At 43.6% G+C, this 17,151-nt stretch carries 16 protein-coding genes; 4 read left to right on the top strand and 12 right to left on the bottom strand.

The genetic code is table 11. The features are described 5' to 3' along the window. The first annotated feature begins 1 nt into the window (after nt 1). Nucleotides 2-685: an SDR family oxidoreductase gene (locus RIG27_RS16890; protein ID WP_446347011.1), complete on the top strand. Its 684-nt coding sequence runs from the start codon at nt 2-4 to the stop codon at nt 683-685. On the opposite strand, the gene RIG27_RS16895 is transcribed toward RIG27_RS16890, so the two are convergent. After that, nucleotides 672-1,133: a hypothetical protein gene (locus RIG27_RS16895; protein ID WP_446347013.1), complete on the bottom strand. Its 462-nt coding sequence runs from the start codon at nt 1,131-1,133 to the stop codon at nt 672-674. The genes RIG27_RS16890 and RIG27_RS16895 overlap by 14 nt on opposite strands. A gap of 85 nt (nt 1,134-1,218) precedes the next feature. On the opposite strand from RIG27_RS16895, the gene petN reads away from it, so the two are divergent. From petN to RIG27_RS16910, 3 genes are all read left to right on the top strand, one after another. Next, the gene (gene petN / locus RIG27_RS16900) at nt 1,219-1,308 is read left to right on the top strand and encodes a cytochrome b6-f complex subunit PetN (RefSeq protein WP_071777176.1); all 90 of its coding nucleotides are present in this window, start codon (nt 1,219-1,221) and stop codon (nt 1,306-1,308) included. 7 nt (nt 1,309-1,315) lie between these two features. Continuing rightward, on the top strand, nt 1,316-1,450 hold the full coding sequence (locus RIG27_RS16905; protein ID WP_446347015.1) for a hypothetical protein: 135 nt from the start codon (nt 1,316-1,318) through the stop codon (nt 1,448-1,450). 234 nt (nt 1,451-1,684) lie between these two features. Beyond that, the gene (locus RIG27_RS16910) at nt 1,685-2,176 is read left to right on the top strand and encodes a YajQ family cyclic di-GMP-binding protein (RefSeq protein WP_446347017.1); all 492 of its coding nucleotides are present in this window, start codon (nt 1,685-1,687) and stop codon (nt 2,174-2,176) included. A 209-nt stretch (nt 2,177-2,385) separates the two neighbouring features. Here RIG27_RS16910 and hemL read toward each other — a convergent pair whose 3' ends face one another. The 11 genes from hemL to RIG27_RS16965 all read right to left on the bottom strand — a co-directional run bounded on the left by hemL (nt 2,386) and on the right by RIG27_RS16965 (nt 17,150). Then, complete coding sequence (gene hemL, locus RIG27_RS16915) at nt 2,386-3,687, bottom strand: glutamate-1-semialdehyde 2,1-aminomutase (protein ID WP_446347019.1); 1,302 nt, start codon at nt 3,685-3,687, stop codon at nt 2,386-2,388. Between the two features lie 354 nt (nt 3,688-4,041). Further along, the gene (locus RIG27_RS16920; RefSeq protein WP_446347021.1) at nt 4,042-5,712 is read right to left on the bottom strand and encodes a contractile injection system tape measure protein; all 1,671 of its coding nucleotides are present in this window, start codon (nt 5,710-5,712) and stop codon (nt 4,042-4,044) included. A gap of 10 nt (nt 5,713-5,722) precedes the next feature. Continuing rightward, entirely contained in the window at nt 5,723-6,037 is a 315-nt protein-coding gene (locus RIG27_RS16925; RefSeq protein ID WP_446347022.1) for a hypothetical protein, read from the bottom strand. Nucleotides 6,038-6,170: 133 nt separating this feature from the next. Beyond that, the gene (locus RIG27_RS16930) at nt 6,171-8,240 is read right to left on the bottom strand and encodes a diguanylate cyclase (protein ID WP_446347024.1); all 2,070 of its coding nucleotides are present in this window, start codon (nt 8,238-8,240) and stop codon (nt 6,171-6,173) included. Further along, complete coding sequence (locus tag RIG27_RS16935; RefSeq protein ID WP_446347026.1) at nt 8,237-8,488, bottom strand: hypothetical protein; 252 nt, start codon at nt 8,486-8,488, stop codon at nt 8,237-8,239. The genes RIG27_RS16930 and RIG27_RS16935 overlap by 4 nt, the downstream gene beginning before the upstream one ends. Before the next feature lie 195 nt (nt 8,489-8,683). Further along, nucleotides 8,684-9,655: a tail fiber domain-containing protein gene (locus RIG27_RS16940; protein WP_446347028.1), complete on the bottom strand. Its 972-nt coding sequence runs from the start codon at nt 9,653-9,655 to the stop codon at nt 8,684-8,686. A gap of 13 nt (nt 9,656-9,668) precedes the next feature. Continuing rightward, nucleotides 9,669-13,778, bottom strand: a complete 4,110-nt coding sequence (locus RIG27_RS16945; protein WP_446347030.1) for a hypothetical protein — start codon at nt 13,776-13,778, stop codon at nt 9,669-9,671. Between the two features lie 168 nt (nt 13,779-13,946). Then, entirely contained in the window at nt 13,947-14,372 is a 426-nt protein-coding gene (locus RIG27_RS16950) for a hypothetical protein (protein ID WP_446347032.1), read from the bottom strand. A gap of 41 nt (nt 14,373-14,413) precedes the next feature. Beyond that, nucleotides 14,414-14,833 carry a GPW/gp25 family protein gene (locus RIG27_RS16955; RefSeq protein ID WP_446347033.1) on the bottom strand — a complete coding sequence of 140 codons (420 nt, stop codon included), beginning with the start codon at nt 14,831-14,833 and terminating at the stop codon, nt 14,414-14,416. Next, on the bottom strand, nt 14,834-16,468 hold the full coding sequence (gene vgrG / locus RIG27_RS16960) for a type VI secretion system tip protein VgrG (RefSeq protein ID WP_446347035.1): 1,635 nt from the start codon (nt 16,466-16,468) through the stop codon (nt 14,834-14,836). 7 nt (nt 16,469-16,475) lie between these two features. Next, on the bottom strand, nt 16,476-17,150 hold the full coding sequence (locus RIG27_RS16965; protein WP_446347037.1) for a CIS tube protein: 675 nt from the start codon (nt 17,148-17,150) through the stop codon (nt 16,476-16,478). Nucleotide 17,151 lies beyond the last annotated feature (1 nt).

Consider the following 17,151-nt stretch of genomic DNA (forward strand, 5'->3'; position numbering starts at 1 on the left):
GATGATTGAAACAGATAAGTCTTATATTTTTCTCGCAGGCGCTAGTCGCGGGGTGGGTCGAGAAATCGCCAAATACCTGGTTGAGCAAAACCAGAAGGTTAAAGCCCTGTTGCGTTCCCCGGACTCTCGCGCCGAGTTAGAAGCGATGGGGATTCAGGTGGTAATGGGAGATGCTCTAGATGCGGCAACGGTTGAACAAGTGATGCTGGGAGATGAACCGATTCAGGCGGTGATTAGTACGATAGGCGGCTTACCCAAAGAGGGTCAACGAGCGGATTTTTTGGGCAATAAGCATTTAATTGATGCGGCTGTCAAGGCTAAGGTACAAAAGTTTATCCTGATTTCCTCGATTGGTAGTGGTGAGAGTGCGATCGCCTTACCCCCCCAAGCGTTGACCACGTTGAAGCCTGTACTCATTGAAAAAGAACAAGCGGAGAACTATTTGAAGGATAGCGGACTGACATATACTGTGATTCGACCCGGTGGGTTGAAGTCAGAACCTGCAACCGGAAATGGTGTGGTGACAGAAAATCAAAAGGTGGCGGGGACGATTCATCGCGCCGATGTCGCCCAGTTGGTGTGTCAATGTCTGTTCTCAGAGGCGGCAAATAATAAAGTCCTCGCCGCTATTGACCGGATGCAGATGTATGGCTATCCGGAGTTTGAGGAACTCAGTTTGACGTGAAGGGTTTGACCCAAAGGCGCTGAATTGCCCAATCGAGGGTAAAACCTGCGATCGCAAATTCGATGAGACTCTCGATGACTAAGATACCCCAAACCCAAAAGGTATCGGTGATATCCGGCTGTCCCTCTATTACCGCCAAACCCCGTACCAAACCAAACGCTAACACGACTCCTGCTTTCAGTTGGGGATTTTGGTCATCCCGGATGGCGTAGCGGTAGGTGACGCCAAACAAAAAGCCGGACAAAAACGCGATCGCGACTTTGATCAATAGGGTTATATTAGCCGGGACATCCAGTAAGCTGAAGGCAGGGGGCGGGGTGGGTAGAAGCAGCGAGTGCAACAGCGCGATCGCACAATAGGTTAAAGCTAGGGATAATCCCCCCAGGATAGCCGCTTTCAGGGATTCGAGCCGTTCCGCGTCAGTTGGGTCAAAGGAAGAGTTCACCACTTTCTTTTCCTCAGGGTCAAAGACGGTTCAAATTGAATTATCATAAACTTTGGAGTCATTTCTTAACTATTACTCATAAAACACGATGGATATTTTGTCATTAGGCTGGGTCGCCACTCTGGTTCTGTTCACTTGGTCGATTGCGATGGTAGTCTGGGCTCGTAACGGGTTCTAGAGAGATTGTGGAAGGTTCTGTTTTTACCGTAGTTTTTTTAGCGGCGGCTGGACTATTAATCCTGGTAACGGGGGGCGTCGTTTACTTAACCGCCGTTGAATGGCGCGATCGCCGTCGCCGCGATCGGGATAAGAAACTCTAAGTCCAATACTGTAAGGGATAGGGGAGCTGGGGGAGCTAGGGAAGATGAGGGAGAAAAAATCCCCATATAGTAGGGACACGGCAGTGCCGTGCCCCTATAAGTATTGCCCATGCCACCAAGAACGTGCAAGTCCTAGACAGGACAATGATGAGTCATATTCGATGTTGAAAGCAGCTAGGTTTAGCGCTATAAGAAGATAACTGTACCTTCTGAATGCGCTCACATCATTAGATTATGGCTTCAACCTATTCATTTGATATCGTCAGTGATTTTGATCGACAAGAGTTGGTAAATGCCTTAGACCAAACCAATCGCGAAATCAGCAACCGTTATGACTTGAAAGACACCAAGACAACCGTTGACTTGGGTGATGAAACAATTACCGTGAACACCGATAGCGAATTCACCCTAGATACTGTACATAACATTCTGCTGACCAAAGCCACCAAACGCAACCTCTCCCCGAAAATTTTCGACTACGGCAAAGTTGAATCAGCGAGTGGCAATCGAGTACGCCAAGAAATTAAACTGCAAAAAGGAATTAGCCAAGATATCGGCAAAAAAATCGCCAAACTGATTCGGGATGAATTCAAAAAAGTACAAGCCTCGATTCAAGGCGATGCGGTTAGAGTGTCAAGTAAATCCAAAGATGATTTACAACAAATTATCCAGCGCTTGAAACAAGAGGAATTGCCCGTGGCGCTGCAATTTACGAATTATCGATAGAATCGCCAAGTTGGCGTAAAGATGTAGGGGCGGGTTTAGGAATTAAATCAGGAAACCCACCTCAAACCAAACAACGAAACCCGCCCTAATCCCAACCTAAATTTATCGATTAACTCCTGTTTGGGTTTACCGTTGAACGACCAACGACCATCTGTAGGGACACGACATGTCGTGTCCCTACCCCAAGCTTATGGCAAACTAACTTATCCCTAGATACTCGACATAACCTCCCGCGCTGCTTCTAGCGTGCGGTCAATATCCTCATCGGTGTGTGCCAAAGAGGTAAACCCTGCCTCAAACTGGGACGGTGCCAGATAAATTCCCCGTTCCAACATGCCACGATGGAAACGGCTAAACTTGGCTAAATCTGATTTTTTGGCATCGTCGTAATTACGCACTGGACCTACGGTGAAGAACAGGCCAAACATGGCACTAATTTGTCCACCGCAGGCAGGATGTCCGGTTTCCTTTGCAATTTGTAATAACCCCTCGGACAGCTTTTTAGTGATTTTGTCAAGCTGTTCGTAAGTTCCCGGCTTTTGCAGTAACTCCAGGGTTTTAATCCCAGCCGTCATTGCCAGGGGATTACCGGAAAGGGTGCCGGCTTGGTACATCGGACCTGCGGGTGCAACCATGGACATGATATCTTGACGTCCACCATAAGCACCCACGGGTAAACCTCCACCAATCACTTTACCCAATGTGGTTAAATCAGGAGTCACGCCAAATTTTTCTTGAGCGCCGCCGTAGGCAATCCGGAAACCCGTCATCACTTCATCAAAGACTAACAGGGCACCATGTTCCTGAGTAATCAGGCGCAAGCCTTCCAGAAATCCCGCATCAGGGGGAACAAAACCAGAGTTACCAACTACGGGTTCAAGAATCACCCCAGAAATACTATCTGGATTGGCGGCAAAGAGAGATTTGACCGATTCCAAATCGTTATAAATGGCAGTCAGGGTACTGGCTGTCGCCGATTTAGGGACACCGGGAGAGTCAGGTAAGCCGAGGGTAGCAACCCCAGAACCGGCTTGCACGAGCAGCATATCGGCGTGACCATGGTAACAGCCAGAGAATTTGATAATTTTATCTCTGCCTGTAAAGGCACGCATCAGGCGAATGACTGCCATACAAGCTTCCGTACCGGAATTGACAAACCGCACCATGTCGATACTGGGAACGGCTTCAATCACCATGGAGGCTAAAACGTTCTCTAGCGCAGAAGGGGCACCAAAGCTTGTGCCTTTTTCTAGGGCGTCGTGCAGGGCGGAAATAACCTCTGGGTGGGCATGACCGCAAATGGCGGGTCCCCAAGTGCCAACATAGTCAATGTACTGATTGCCATCGACATCCCATACGTAGGCACCCTTAACCCGGTCAAATACAATGGGTTGTCCACCAACAGACTTAAATGCCCGAACCGGTGAACTGACACCCCCCGGCATCAGGTTTTGGGCTGTTTGGAAAATTTCTTCTGATTTCGTGGTTGTCCAGGACGAGGTGGTAACCAAAACTATCTCCTGTTATTCGATGCTTATCTCTATCAGGATAAAGTTTAGCGGGGATTCGGGGAATAGGGTAGACATTAAACTCCTCGGTTATACCCGTATTTATCCCGGATATGAGAAATAAGCTGTTCGACATTTAGATTGGGATACCTAAAGTCCAAGACAGGCAGACTTCGGTGTGAGCGCGGCAACTGAGCCTGTCGAAGTTCAGTCGAACGCAGGCAACAGAGAATAAGCTGTTCGGCATTTAAACCATAATGCTAGGAACTGCGAAATCCTTGTGGTGCAACCATCTTGGTCACTACCCATTTCCAATTTAAATGCATAACAGCTTACACCGTTTAAATGCATTTTAGCTTATGACCATTGCACATATAAAACGTTATTCATCCACGGTAGTTTTATGATGTTGATGTTCCAGGGAAGTTGTTCCAATAAAACATCATAGGTTTCTGGTTCGACTTGTAACAGCCAGTTCCCATCGCGAATTCTCAAGATGCCTTTTCGTTGTAGAAAAGCTTGCCTGAATCCGGCAATGGATGTATTTTTCAAGATTGACCAATTTTGGATGACGGCAGTGAGTAGGGTTTCACATTCTAATTGCTCCTGTTCTGTGATATCCAAGCTTGCCTCTACGGGTTCTAATACATCGATTCCACAAAGAACTTTATTCAGGGACAAACTAGGCTCAGAGAGTTCGGTTACAGCTTCCACTAAATATTGGATTAATAGCACGGCTCGTTCCGCCGCAGCGGAATTAAGAAATGATTTTTTTTGAACCAGTCCGATTGTTTGAAAAAAATGATTGAGAAAGGGATGCAATAAAACTAATCCCCCGTTATTAATGTATATTTCCTTGGCATTATTGAAATTTTGAATAGTTTCTGAAGAAATTGGCAAGTCTAATTCTCTAACACTATTTTCTTTAACCAGAGTTTCTCTGGATGAAGATGCTACCATTTCTGCAATAATTTCTGGAAGTTCACTTTTGCAGCCTTTCCCTTCTCGTTTCAGAGAGTCTACCGTTTTCACCATCTGATTCACTAAGTCCAAATAATTAAACTGAAAACGGGTGGCGAGATACACTAAGCTTTTTTGGGTTATTTTGCGCTTTTCTGGGTTTACAGTTTTATCAAAAGGCAGACTGAGAAGTATCCCGCGCCATTGTTCTAACCGGATTAAATTTTGGGGGATAACTTTAATGAAATCATTTCTTTTTAAAATGTCAAAAATATCACTATTGTAATCGACAATGAAATCCGATAAACTTGGGACAAATAAGTTGGCTATTTTAAGTAAAAGTTCATCATTGAATTGATAAATTAGTCGCTTGAGTTGTCTTTCCTGTTGAAAAGCTTGCCAGAAAATTGGCTTAATTAGATTGGGGGAGGTGGTGATAACGCGATCGCAAGATTCTGCTAATGCCTTTTTGCTTAAGATTTCTGACCACCACGGGAGTGTACCCGTTTGCAGGAAATAACTAATCCGTTCAAGGTCTGTGGTTTGGGGACTCAGGGGAACGTTTTCAGAACCAGGAGGAATTGGTTGACGAGATTGAGGTGCATGGGTGTATGTCAACCTTGTAGGTTGGGTTGAGGTACGAAACCCAACTCCCTTGGTTCCCTTGAACGTTTTGTGCAAACCTGACACACTCCCAGATGCATTGCCTGCTTCTCGATGTTCTACTAAAACATTTGTACCCGTTTCTCCAGTTTCTTGATTCATTGCTTCACTAAAACCAGATGGGCGAATAATTTCAGTCAATTGTCGTTTAATTTCAGCTTCTATTTTGGTAATATACTCCTGCTCAAAATCATTGATATCGATAGTTCCCAGATTAATGTCTAACGTCTCAATGCGATGAATGATCTGAGGATCGCTCAACTGATCACATAACTCTTCAATCAGCGGAACCACTTTGCTGTAATAGAGTTGAGTTACTGCATTTTGCAGTTCCAACGCATCCTGTTGTCCGCTTAACTGAAGTTCGATAATCTGTTTTTTGATTTGATGTCGTTGACCGCTCACAACTCTAGTCTTAAATTACAGTAAAAACAGTATTGTTATTACCCTCAATCACCATATATCCGATAACTTTAGGAATTTGATCAGACACAAATTCCGCTGAACCAATGTTCAATAATTCTAGGAGTTCATTGACAGTTGCCTGAAGACCAGCGGGAGCAGCATTTTCATCTGCTATCAGTTGTAACCATTGATGGTAAGCCGCTTCAAATCTCTGCATCTTCTCTTGACTGAACCAATGACAGTATACCGTAATATGGGCTGGTATTTCTGAGATTAAAAGTTCCTGAACGAGTTGTCTAAACGTGGGCTGCTGAAAACGCGGCAACCAATCGGGGAAAACACAACTAATTTGAAACGAATACGGGTCCCGGTGCTGATTAACGCTGACCCATTTGCCACTATCTTGTTCAACAAACGCGCTAGGGATACAGCGCTTTCCTCTGCTATGAGGTACAACATCAATCTAGCAGTTTGAGGGATAGCGGGCTAATACTGTACTCCATAAGAGCGCGAAGCGCTGTATCAAACGTTTCCGGTTGAACATTCGTCACCGAATAACTCCCATTGTAATCACCCGCATCAAAGATTTGGATTTCATCACCATCGTTGAGTCCATGATTAGCCGAGGAACAGGTGACGTGTTCAGTTTGATTGGCTTGGTTTGAGCGAGCAAATTGTGAAATAGAACGGGCAAAAGTTAACCCTTGAGCGGTATCACTGGAACCACTACGGCTAGTGGGACGCAGTAAAATATGTTCGATTAGATGAAACCCTTCAATACCATTAGAGCCAGCGAGAGTTTGGCGAGTGTGAGGAATTCCCAGAAATCGACTAATCCGCCGCTTGAGTCCCGATACATTATCAGTATCCCAAATTTGATTGGCATCTGTATAGTTGAAAGCTTGACCCCGTTGGGAACTAATCTGGGGATAATCTTGCAGAAAAGTTATCTTGTCCTGAATCAGTTTTTCTTCCAGGATAGATTCATAGAGGAGTAAGGAATAGTCGGTGAACTTTTCGCCGTATTGAGCAATTAAATGATCCAGAAACCGATTTCGCCGCTCTAAATCAATCTCTTGGTCGGCTGGAGAAGCTTGAGGATATTGGGTTAAGATATCTGCTGCTCCCGGAAAATCGGTAAGACTCTGGGAAACGTAACTTTTAGGGTCTAGTTTCTGGTAAGAAAATAAGTCTTTAACATGGTCAAGTTGGGCAAAATAGTTAGCCAGTAGTTGGTCGAAGAACATCAGATAGGCTTGCAATTGTTTTGCCTGTGCTTGTCGCTGCTCAGATACCGAAGCGGGCAATCCTGACTCCCCAATTCCGTAATTGCCAGGGAATTCATTTTGAATGGATTCATACTCAGACAAATCCCGGTATTGACCTAAAGGAATTGGCAGGTCTTTATTTTCCGTGGCTGATGGCGTTTTCTGGCGCTCTTGCTGTAATCGTTTCAGTTTATCTTGGACTTTTTCTAGGTTAATCGTGCAAGCAATTTGTCCTTTATAAAAAATGATATCATTAATCGTCTCACTAATTTCTTTAAGTTTAGGTGCTGTATTAATGCCTAAGTCTAATGCCCAGGCTTCGGGTTCCGGTAACTGGTCGCTGGCAATGGTAATATTGCGGATAGTTTTCGTCCCTTCTATATCTAGAATAATATGAATTAGGTCAGAGGTATGAAGTTCATCTCGTCTGCCAAAACGCTGGAGTTCTTCATCATCAATAAAGCCATGGTTTAGGGGAACTCCGTCAAAAATTTCTTCGGTCTTTTTGCCTTGCTCGATTCGTTGCTTTAAGGTAAAAAATTGGATGGAAGGCGAGATAAAGTTATCGAGTTCAAAATAGATTTTTGCCATCAACTCATTCAGATCAAATCCTGCTTCAACTTCAATTTCGGCATTGACGGTTATCTCTTCAACGGGGAGTATTTCAATTTGGGCAAAATCCTCGCATAGATTTCGGTGTTGGTGGAGTTTGGACTTAACATCCTGTTTGACGAAAAAACTATTTTGTTGGGGTTCGGCTTCAATGAGGACGCGATAAAGTCCATTCATTTTGACTTGTTCGCTATAGGATTTGACAAATTCGGGGAGATCAGGCGATTCAAAGGTTAAGGAAGAGCGAGCTGGATTAAAATAGAGGATGGGTGATGGATCTTTTATGGGTTCTAACCAAGCATTTTTGACCCCATCAATATCAATTAATAGTTTGCGATAGTCATTAATGGTGAGCGGATTAACCGTGAGAATTTCTCTGGCGGTGAAAAACGGTTGCTGATTGCCTTGGGAATGGGTGGGAGCAGGGGCGAGTAAATCTGCTATGGGAAAGGAAAGCCGATAACTTAAATCCGTAATTCCATAGCAGAGGGCTTCCAGGATAGTAATACCTGGATCATGGGTATTATAATCTGTCCAGATTGTCCCCGCGAGGCGTTCAATGTGCTTGATGCCTTCTTGACGCAACAAGGCGAAATTGATGCCGGGATAGGCTGGGGGTTCGCTGGAAATGGTTAGGGGTTCAGTCATAGCGATGCAGAATTGGGGCTTGCTGAAAATGACTCCGTGTCTAGGGGTAAAGGAGTTAAAGAGTCTGGTTCTGATGAGTCATCCTGATTTTTGGCTAACTCTTCTTCTAATACTTGAATGGCTCCATGGAGGCGCAATAAGGTATATTGTACTTCTTTTTGTTGGGCTTCTAACTCAGTCAAAAGTTTTTGACCCGATGCAAATTCACGCTTAAGTTGTTCAAGGCGTTCTTCAATCTGCTTTCTCATCGATTTATTCCCAAAAGGATGGGATTGTTTTAGTTGGATTGAGCGTTATAAAAAAGATTTTTCGGCTCTCCCGGACTTGTAGTGATAACCAAATCTTATATTTCGTAGGGTGGGTTAGGCGCGGGTAGGATTTGTAGGAAAAACCCATAACTTTTCATCCGCGCCGTAACCCACCGGCTAGTATTTTGTAGCTCGTTACACATTTTCCCCCACAATGTCGGGAGAGCCGACAGCCACTCGTTCCTGCTTCAGCATTTCGACTTCTTTTTGCAACTGCGAGATGGTTGCCTGTTGTTCTTTGATCGCCTCAATTAATACGGGAGCAAACTTGTCGTACTGAACCAGTTTGGAATTGCCATCAGGATTCATGATCAGTTCGGGAAAGACTTGTTCAACCTCCTGGGCGATAACGCCAAGTTCTCTATCTTCCCCCAGAGTTTTGTCCTGCCAATGAAAGGATACGCCTCGCAAGCTTAATAATTTTGATAAAGCCTGGTTAATCGGAGTAATTTGTTCTTTCAAGTTTATATCTGAAACTTGGCTATTAGTACACCATACAGCTTGATCAGCACCGATATTACGGATGCAGAAATTTCTATCATTCTGTAGTATAGCTATAAACCGACCATCTCGGGAAACAAGCTGATGTTTGAATGATGCATCAACATAGGTTTTCACTGCTTGCTCTGTGGGAACAGCATTATGGCTATTATCACTCAGCGTCCCATCCGTCGAAAATTCATTTATCTTCGCGCCGTGGATCAGCTTAAAAGATCCATTTACTTCCAGCTTTGCCGTCGGCTGCACGGTGCCAATCCCAACATTCCCGGTAGTTTTTTCAATAAACAGTCTACTCCCTTCCTCCGTCGATAGATTAAACCCTGGATTCGCTTCACTAGGGTTCTGGCTGATACTCCACGTCTTTGTATCACCCGCATAAAAATCGACCAATTTCTCATCCGTCTCGAAGGCGGTAATTTTCAGCGGACCCCTTGCCTTTGCTAACAGCGTTTCTAAATTAATGCTATTGCTAGCTTCTAAGAGTTGGGCAATATCATCGTCGCGGAGATTGAGTGCGGATTCAATGAAATCCTTAAAATCATCTCCGGTTGGCTTGGCGCCTTGTTTGAACAAGTCTTGCAGTTCTACTCTACTTCGTTGTGCCATAATTATTTCTCCATTAACTAACAACAAAATCTGTACCGATAATCATATAACCAATGCCCTCGAAATCTAAATCTTGATATTTTTCGGTGGTAATCAGATTGATCAGATGTTCGGTGGCGGAAACTAAGATTGAGTCAGGGTGTCGCACCTGAGCCAGGTTGGATTCATTCACCCGAAATTCCAGGGAGGAATCCCCTTGAGCCTCGGCTTCAACATCAATTTGTTCCAGTAAGCTGAGATTAGCAACATAATCAACATAAGGTCTTTTTTCAATAAAATGGATCACTAATGAACCGTGAATCGAACTGCCAAAGGTGATATCAACTTGACCTGCATACGCCCAAGGGGACAGAAAACGCTTGATATCTTCATTGATTTGTTTGAGATAATACCCTTGTTCATAGCCGGGACGCAACCGAATATTGACTCTATATTTAATCCGCTCATACCGGGGATTTTTGACCACTAAATTGACAAAGGGTGAGGTATGTGCTTTGAGGTAAGCCTCAATTTCTTTGAGCAAATATAACGGTGCTTTGGGTTCTAGGGGAAAGAAGGGTGCGGTATTGGCAATATCCGGAACCACGACAACAGTTACCTTCGCCGCACTGGGATTATCAGAGCCAATCGTTGATGTAATACATTTGACTTTATAGATTTCTGGGAAGCGTTCAAGTACCAAACGTTCATAATCCCAAGGGGTTAAGGCGCGTTGTTTATGGCGCAGTCTTTCACTGACTCGGATATTAAACCGAGGCGTATTCTCCTTCATTTTGCCTTGAAAGGAGGTGTAGGGTTGCTTGACAGCTTTGACGGCAGCATCTCGCGTGACTAATCCTTGAATCGAATCGGCGGCTAAGGGTTGACTTAAATGCTCGGTAGCATTGCCTTGATTGACAAAGGTAGCACTTACTGCTTGCGCTTTGATATCTAGGGTATCTGGTATTGCCGCTGCGTTGTTTTGAACCGTTGCTCGCAGCCAGTGTAAACCTTTAGGGAATCGGTGGTTTTCTGCGGTTGCGGCGGCTGGGATACTCAAACGAATAATACCCGAATCAACCAACCCATTCGTCGTATCTGAGAGGATTTGGATATCTTGGAAATCCTGCCAGCGATCGCGACTGAGATAACTCCAGTGAATATCCGGCTTGGTTAGTTCGACATTAGCACTTCCTGGCACCAGTTGAAAGAGTAGGGAGAGATCTTGGGGGGGGTGTAGATTGCGGATACCCAGGAATAAAGCACCTGCTTCATCGTATTGGGGGAGTAAATAGTCTTCGGGGTGGGGAGAATCTTCACTATTAAATGCACCGAGTTGCACATAACCAAAGGGGTTGAGTTGAAAGACGCGGCTGGCTGTTTGAGCCACAGTCAAATCAATCTCGACGGAGGCTGTATAGTCGAGCGATAGGGCTTTAATTTCGGGTGTGTAGGGTTGATAAACGGTGAGAGATTTGATGGCATTATCCGTAGATAACGCTACTTTTGTCATCACCAAGGGATAAATCTCATGTCCAAAATTCGGGCTTTCTAGTTCGAGTTTGAAATATCGGGTTTGCTCAAAAGGATCGTCTGTCTCGGTTTCTAGTGCTGAAGGGTTGAAGGTATAAGCGTCAATCGTTAAACTGGGATAATCAAGCTGAAGCGTCGAACTCAATGCGCTACCATTTTGGCTAAAAATGGGCTGAGATGAGCCAATTAGGTACTGATTTCGATTGTTGAAAACCTTGCAACTAACTTTAAAACTATTATTCGCGATCGCGGGATTGACTAACCCCACCTGAGTATACGCCTGGTAATGGCTGGCAAAATCCTCTGGAAGTCCCATCCAGGTGATATTCAGCGCCAGACGATCTAATTTTTTACTACTAATTTCTGAGTTGGCAATGTAAAAACCAGAGCCAACTTTCGGATTACTGCCAAAGGGTTTAAATGGACTTTTGGGATTCAGGATTGAATTATCGTTGCGGAGTTGCAGATCCTGTACCGTTTCTGCTTCAACCTGGAGGTTTACTTTGTCTAAGCGAATGGATTTCAGGAGTTCATAGTCGCTCACGGTTTCTGCCCCTGTATCCCCTTTGACCCGATTTTTTAACACCAGTTTAATCACGGGATAGGGGGTATCCAGACTAACCGTTGACGCATCGGGTTGAGGCGGTAGGATAGCAGGTAATGTAGAATCAACGGTTAGCTGAAAGTGTAAACTGTCCAGGTAAACCGCAGCAGCAGAATACAGATTAATCCGAGTAGCCGTATGATTTGGCATCAAACCGATGGCTTCCACCGTGGCTTCGCGATCGCTGATTCGTTCTATAATTTTAAAGACGCGACCATCGTCAAAAACCACAACGCTCTCCCCGCCATTTTCGGGAGGCAAAGTCGCACTGGAGAGGGTGACACGGGTCAAATTATCCCCGTCAACGGTAGCCGTATTCAGAGTGATTTGTTGATTCGTATACGATTTTAAGGGTTCTTCGAGAATTACATCCCTGATTTGTAATGTAATTGATGACGGTGTTATCCATTCTTGATCCGTACTCAGGTAAATCTCAAACGGGTTTGTGTCTTTGATAATCTTTTCTAGTTCCTCTCGATTTAAGGTATTCGCTTTACAGGCTAAAAACAGGGTAATTTTTCGTGTCCCTTCCTTGAGGATTAAAAGAGGAGAGGTAATCGCAAAACCTAGAGAGGTTGTTTGAGATGGAGTTACCGAAGTAAACGGAGAAAACCGTTGTAACTCTGTTTCGGATTCAGCGGCTGATTCCAGGATAGAAGTTGCTTCAATTCTTTGGATTTCCTTTTTACCAATCGCCGGATAAGTAAAATTTTGTTTCTTGGCTTGTGCCTTTTCTAAGAGGCGGTAAACTTCTTGCCAAGCTGAGTCATCAATGTCCGTTGCATTTCCTTTGATTTCCATAATCTTACGGAAATCTTCGACACTCATATACAGTTGTTCTTTGACATAGCGAACCACAAACAAATCGGGATTCAATTCATCCAGATTACTCCGTATCTGCTCCAGATTATCATAGCCACTGGGCATTTCGGGTAGGGAATCGCCCGGATTAGGAGTACCCAACGCCAATCGCATCATACTATCAAAACCAGCATTTCGATGAGCTGAGTTGAGAACTTGACGTCGTTTGCGGTTAATTTTTTTGCGATAGGCTTTTTCAATTAGGGAATAAACCTGCTCCCACTCTGACTCTAACGGAGGTTTGCTCTGTGACGTTCCGGTGCTGTTTTGTCTGGCGTTAATTTCTAAGCAGTATTTAAAATCGTCAATTGTGGCAAAAAATAGTTGTTCGAGAATATAGTTTTTTTGCTCGTCAGCGATTTGTCCGACAAGTTGATTGCTAATCGTTTGGTAAAGCGTATTGAGAACAGTAATATCAACAGGGGTTGTCCCCAAATCAGGAAGGGAATCGCCTTGATTGGGATCACCTACCGCCCATTTCAGCATCTGTTCAAAACTATTGTTGTCTTGATTCCCCTGCTGATGAATACTCCTGAGATCAGTATAGGTTTTTACCGCCGACAAGGTTTTAATACTGGCAATTTGGGCTTGATTGAGAACGACTTCTTCATCAATGGCATAATTGAGATCAATTCCTTGACTATCTTGACCGGCTTTGAGTAATGTGCCAGGTTGGAGTCGATAGACGGTTTGATCAGCCGCTAATTCAAAAATTGTATGTATTTTGTCGGGAATCTCATCTTTTTCAGTTAATTTTAATACCTCTTTATAGTAAAACTCTAGATGTCTTTGGGTGAGCTGATTAAACTGCTGTTGGGGATAGCGCAATAACTGCAAAAATGCGAATAATAGGACGAGATGAGGTTGGGACAATTTCCGCCGTACTGATTCATCATCGTCAAAGCTTTCCGGGTTTTTTATATAGGCGACCATTTTCTGAATATCACCCGCAAAAAAGGGAGACCAATTTCCTTGGGGATGATTCGATTCGTCGTAGTAGTTCAGTGTTGCCGCATACTTTTGAATAAAGGTGAGTAAATCTGCCTCAGAACGTTCATCGACAGAAACATAGTCTGGTTCTAGGGTTCTGAGTAATCGATTGCGCTGACTGATGCCATCTCGGAATAGGTTAGTTTGTTTATTCATTATCATTGGTTAAAACACTGATTTCACGGATTTATTGGAGAGATTTGTGTAGGGAGGTGAGAGCTTATTCATACACTGATTACACCGATAAGTTTGTTCTCTATCAAGATAATTTGTCCTTTGTCAAGAAAACTCTATTGCCTATTGCCTATTGACTCCTGCCTTAATTTAGGTTCCTCGCCATTTAGTGTTCGTGGTAATAAAACTGCCAATTCCTGAATATTGAGGAACAGCGTCAGGAACTGAAATCGGGGGAGGAGTAAACGCTGGAGTTTGTACCTCAAATTTAGCAATAAAGGTGCTTCCTTTGAGAATCATTGGCGTGCCAACGCTATTGGTTTTCTGGGCAATTTGGTCATCTCCTAAGACATCAATTTTTAGCGTCCCTATTCCTGGAAGTGAGTAAATCGGTGTGATATAAATACATCCCGGCACAGACACAGAGGTTTCATCGCCAACAATACAAACCTTTTTTCCCTGTAAGCTAGAGTGACCCGTTCCTTTAATTTCACCCAATCTCACCACGACAGTAGCCAAGCCAAAGCTGGGATTAAATTCTGCTTGATCACCATCGATAACGATTAAATCAGACATGGGCTTTGTGAATAAAACTTTACGGTTTCAATCTATGAAAATTAAGCATTAAGTAAATTCGTGGTTTCCTGTAAATAAAAGGGATAGACTAAATTGAATCGAGAGTTCGTGGTGCGAAGCAGATAGTTAATACTGATAAACAATAATCCCACCTGATCCGCGCTTTCCGAAATATCAATTGCCTCCAGGTCTACTCGCGGTTCATGATATAAGATGGCATCGGCAATAATCCCTTTAATTCCCGTGATTAATCCCTGAGTGATTTCCTCAAACAGAAACTGATTCAGTTCACAGCCAAAGTCAGGGTGCATGATTCGTTCTCCCGGTTGAGTGGATAGGATAATTTCCAGGCTTTGCCGAACATCTTCTGCGTCAGATACCAGTTCAACGGCGGCTGTCTCCTGATTAAATGTGGGTGGAAAGCTCCATCCTGTGCCTAAGAAAGAAGTATTGAGTTCCATTTAATTTACATCTACTTTTGAGCCTTTTATCGTAATATTTTTGCCTTCAATAATAATATCTTGATCCGATTTAATTTTAAACCCCTTATCATCAATGGTGATTGTATTTCCATTTTCATCTTCTAAATAAATTCCTTTATCTTGATCCGACAATCGTAACAAATTCCCATTCGGTGTACTAATTTCGATAAATTTATCTTCATCATCAAAGATAATTTGTAATGATTCCTTAGTGACAATACCTTTCCGATAATTTTCCTGATTGACCTCCAATCCTGATGGCAATTCGTTTTTTTCACTATGCATTGCCCCCAGAATAACTGCTTGTCTGGGGTCATCGTTGACAAAGCCGAGAATCACTTCATCTCCTTCCTCCGGTCTAAAAAAGATGCCGCGTTCATTACCCGCATCTAGAGACGCTAATCTTGCCCAAATAACGCCATCGGTTTCAATGGATGGAACTTTCACTTTAACCCGAAACTGTTTATCTGGATCATCTTCGTACTTATCTACAACGCCGATTTGTAAACCGTTAATGGCGGGAATTAGTCCAGCGACTGGCGGCTCAATAATATCCTCATTTTGGGAAAACCAGTCAGCAGATAAGCCAAATTGAATATTGGTTTGCCATCCCCCTAGCGTCACTTGATGACGGATGGCGGTGACTAAGGTTTTGCCATTAAATCGTTTGCCAATTCCGGCGACTTCGATGATGTCACCTAGTTTAATCTTAGCCAAGCCAGGAACTGTCAGCCGACCTTTCAACAAAGAGAGGCGACTTTTGACCATTTTCGCCTTTGCCCACGCCTCTACTTCTTGTTCATCTAATTGACCAGAAAACAGTAATTGACAGGTGTCAGCATCAATGGCTTGAGCTAATTCCCCCGGATTTAAGTTACCTTGACTCAGGGAAAATTCGGGAGCGGTTTTGGCTTGAAATAAGTCTTGATTTTTGACATCCCAAGCCGTACTTTCTACGGATTCATACTGAAAACGACTATCCGCTTCCATTTCAAAGTCATAAATCTCGCTAATTCCATATTCAAATTTATGTTCAGCCGCCCCCTGGAGATTGGGTTCAATAACCGTTACTTTGCCATCATCAACTAATACCCAATGACCATTCACATCGGCACGAGAGACAATAAAATCCCAGTCAGTACAGCCAAATTGCACCATTTCCTTATGCTGAGGTTGGGTTGTTGCCACGGATTCAATCTGTAAGCCTGCTGATTGGACAATTTTTTCAATAATGTCCTTGTCAGTCATATCCCGAAAAACTGTACTTTTGCGCTTGGGAATGAGTTTAAAGGCGGCGTCTTTTGACTCAATAGTGAGTAGGGAGCGATTTTGATCGGCTTGTAGGCTGTGTCTGAGAATAATTCCTTTAAAAACCGTGGCTTCATCTTTAGCGTTGTCTTCATATCGCAGCTTAATTTCCAGTTCTTTTCCCGGTTTAAAAAACTCAGTATCGCTAATTTTAAATTCCTGTTTTGCGGCGTCCCCATCCAACAGAATCAGTTGAGCGCTGGGAATTTTATTCACCGCTTTGATAATATCAATGGACATGAGGTGATACTCCGAGTCCATTTCGTTCCCATCACTCAAAATTGTTGCTGTGATCACGCCATTCATGATTGGTTCACTTGGTTGTCGGCGGCAGACTGATTGAAGTGCCAACGTTTAATTTGCGGAAATTATTCAGGTTGTTGGCAGCGGCAAGCTGGATGTAGTAAGCGGGATCACCATAGATTTGATTTGCCATAAGCGGTAAATTATCTCCGGCTTTGATAATTCGTTTGTGGGTTAAATCTGGGGAATTCTTATTTTCTTGTTTAACTCGCTTGGAATCTTCAATATCTCCAGCAAATTCGGTTTGTAACTCGGCTCTCAGGGGTTGTCCGCTGCGATTGAACAAGGTATATTTAATGTCAACTGAACCCAACCGACAATTAAAAATCAGGTCGCCCCATTCAATTTTCAGAGATTTTGGCTCGTGAGTCTCCCCATCCATGTGCGTGGTTAAAGTTAGGAAGCGATTCACTTCTTTATAGACATCCTTCCGTCCGCCAGGGGTAACACCTGTTCCATCTAAAATTAAGGTTAAAGAGAGATGGGTTGGTTTACTCAGGGCGTATTTGAGGGATGACCCACTGGTATTCATCCCTTGATGCTCTTGATATTTATTCTCATATTTCAGCGAATACGATTCCGGGTTAAACATGACCTCAAAGGTATCTTGAGGCACGCCAATTTGTTTTTTGTCTTTATAGACATAGATTTTGAGCTTTTCTAACTTGAAGAGGTTTTTGAGCATG

It is taken from the genome of Coleofasciculus sp. F4-SAH-05, from assembly GCF_040222985.1.
Classification (GTDB): domain Bacteria; phylum Cyanobacteriota; class Cyanobacteriia; order Cyanobacteriales; family Coleofasciculaceae; genus Coleofasciculus; species Coleofasciculus chthonoplastes.

Coding starts and splice junctions, on each gene's coding strand:
- RIG27_RS16945 (WP_446347030.1), bottom strand. CDS start 13,778: ATGAATAAACAAACTAACCTATTCCGAGATGGCATCAGTCAGCGCAAT.
- RIG27_RS16930 (WP_446347024.1), bottom strand. CDS start 8,240: ATGACTGAACCCCTAACCATTTCCAGCGAACCCCCAGCCTATCCCGGC.
- RIG27_RS16910 (WP_446347017.1), top strand. CDS start 1,685: ATGGCTTCAACCTATTCATTTGATATCGTCAGTGATTTTGATCGACAA.
- RIG27_RS16935 (WP_446347026.1), bottom strand. CDS start 8,488: ATGAGAAAGCAGATTGAAGAACGCCTTGAACAACTTAAGCGTGAATTT.
- RIG27_RS16965 (WP_446347037.1), bottom strand. CDS start 17,150: ATGCTCAAAAACCTCTTCAAGTTAGAAAAGCTCAAAATCTATGTCTAT.
- petN (WP_071777176.1), top strand. CDS start 1,219: ATGGATATTTTGTCATTAGGCTGGGTCGCCACTCTGGTTCTGTTCACT.
- vgrG (WP_446347035.1), bottom strand. CDS start 16,468: ATGAATGGCGTGATCACAGCAACAATTTTGAGTGATGGGAACGAAATG.
- RIG27_RS16940 (WP_446347028.1), bottom strand. CDS start 9,655: ATGGCACAACGAAGTAGAGTAGAACTGCAAGACTTGTTCAAACAAGGC.
- RIG27_RS16950 (WP_446347032.1), bottom strand. CDS start 14,372: ATGTCTGATTTAATCGTTATCGATGGTGATCAAGCAGAATTTAATCCC.
- RIG27_RS16890 (WP_446347011.1), top strand. CDS start 2: ATGATTGAAACAGATAAGTCTTATATTTTTCTCGCAGGCGCTAGTCGC.
- RIG27_RS16955 (WP_446347033.1), bottom strand. CDS start 14,833: ATGGAACTCAATACTTCTTTCTTAGGCACAGGATGGAGCTTTCCACCC.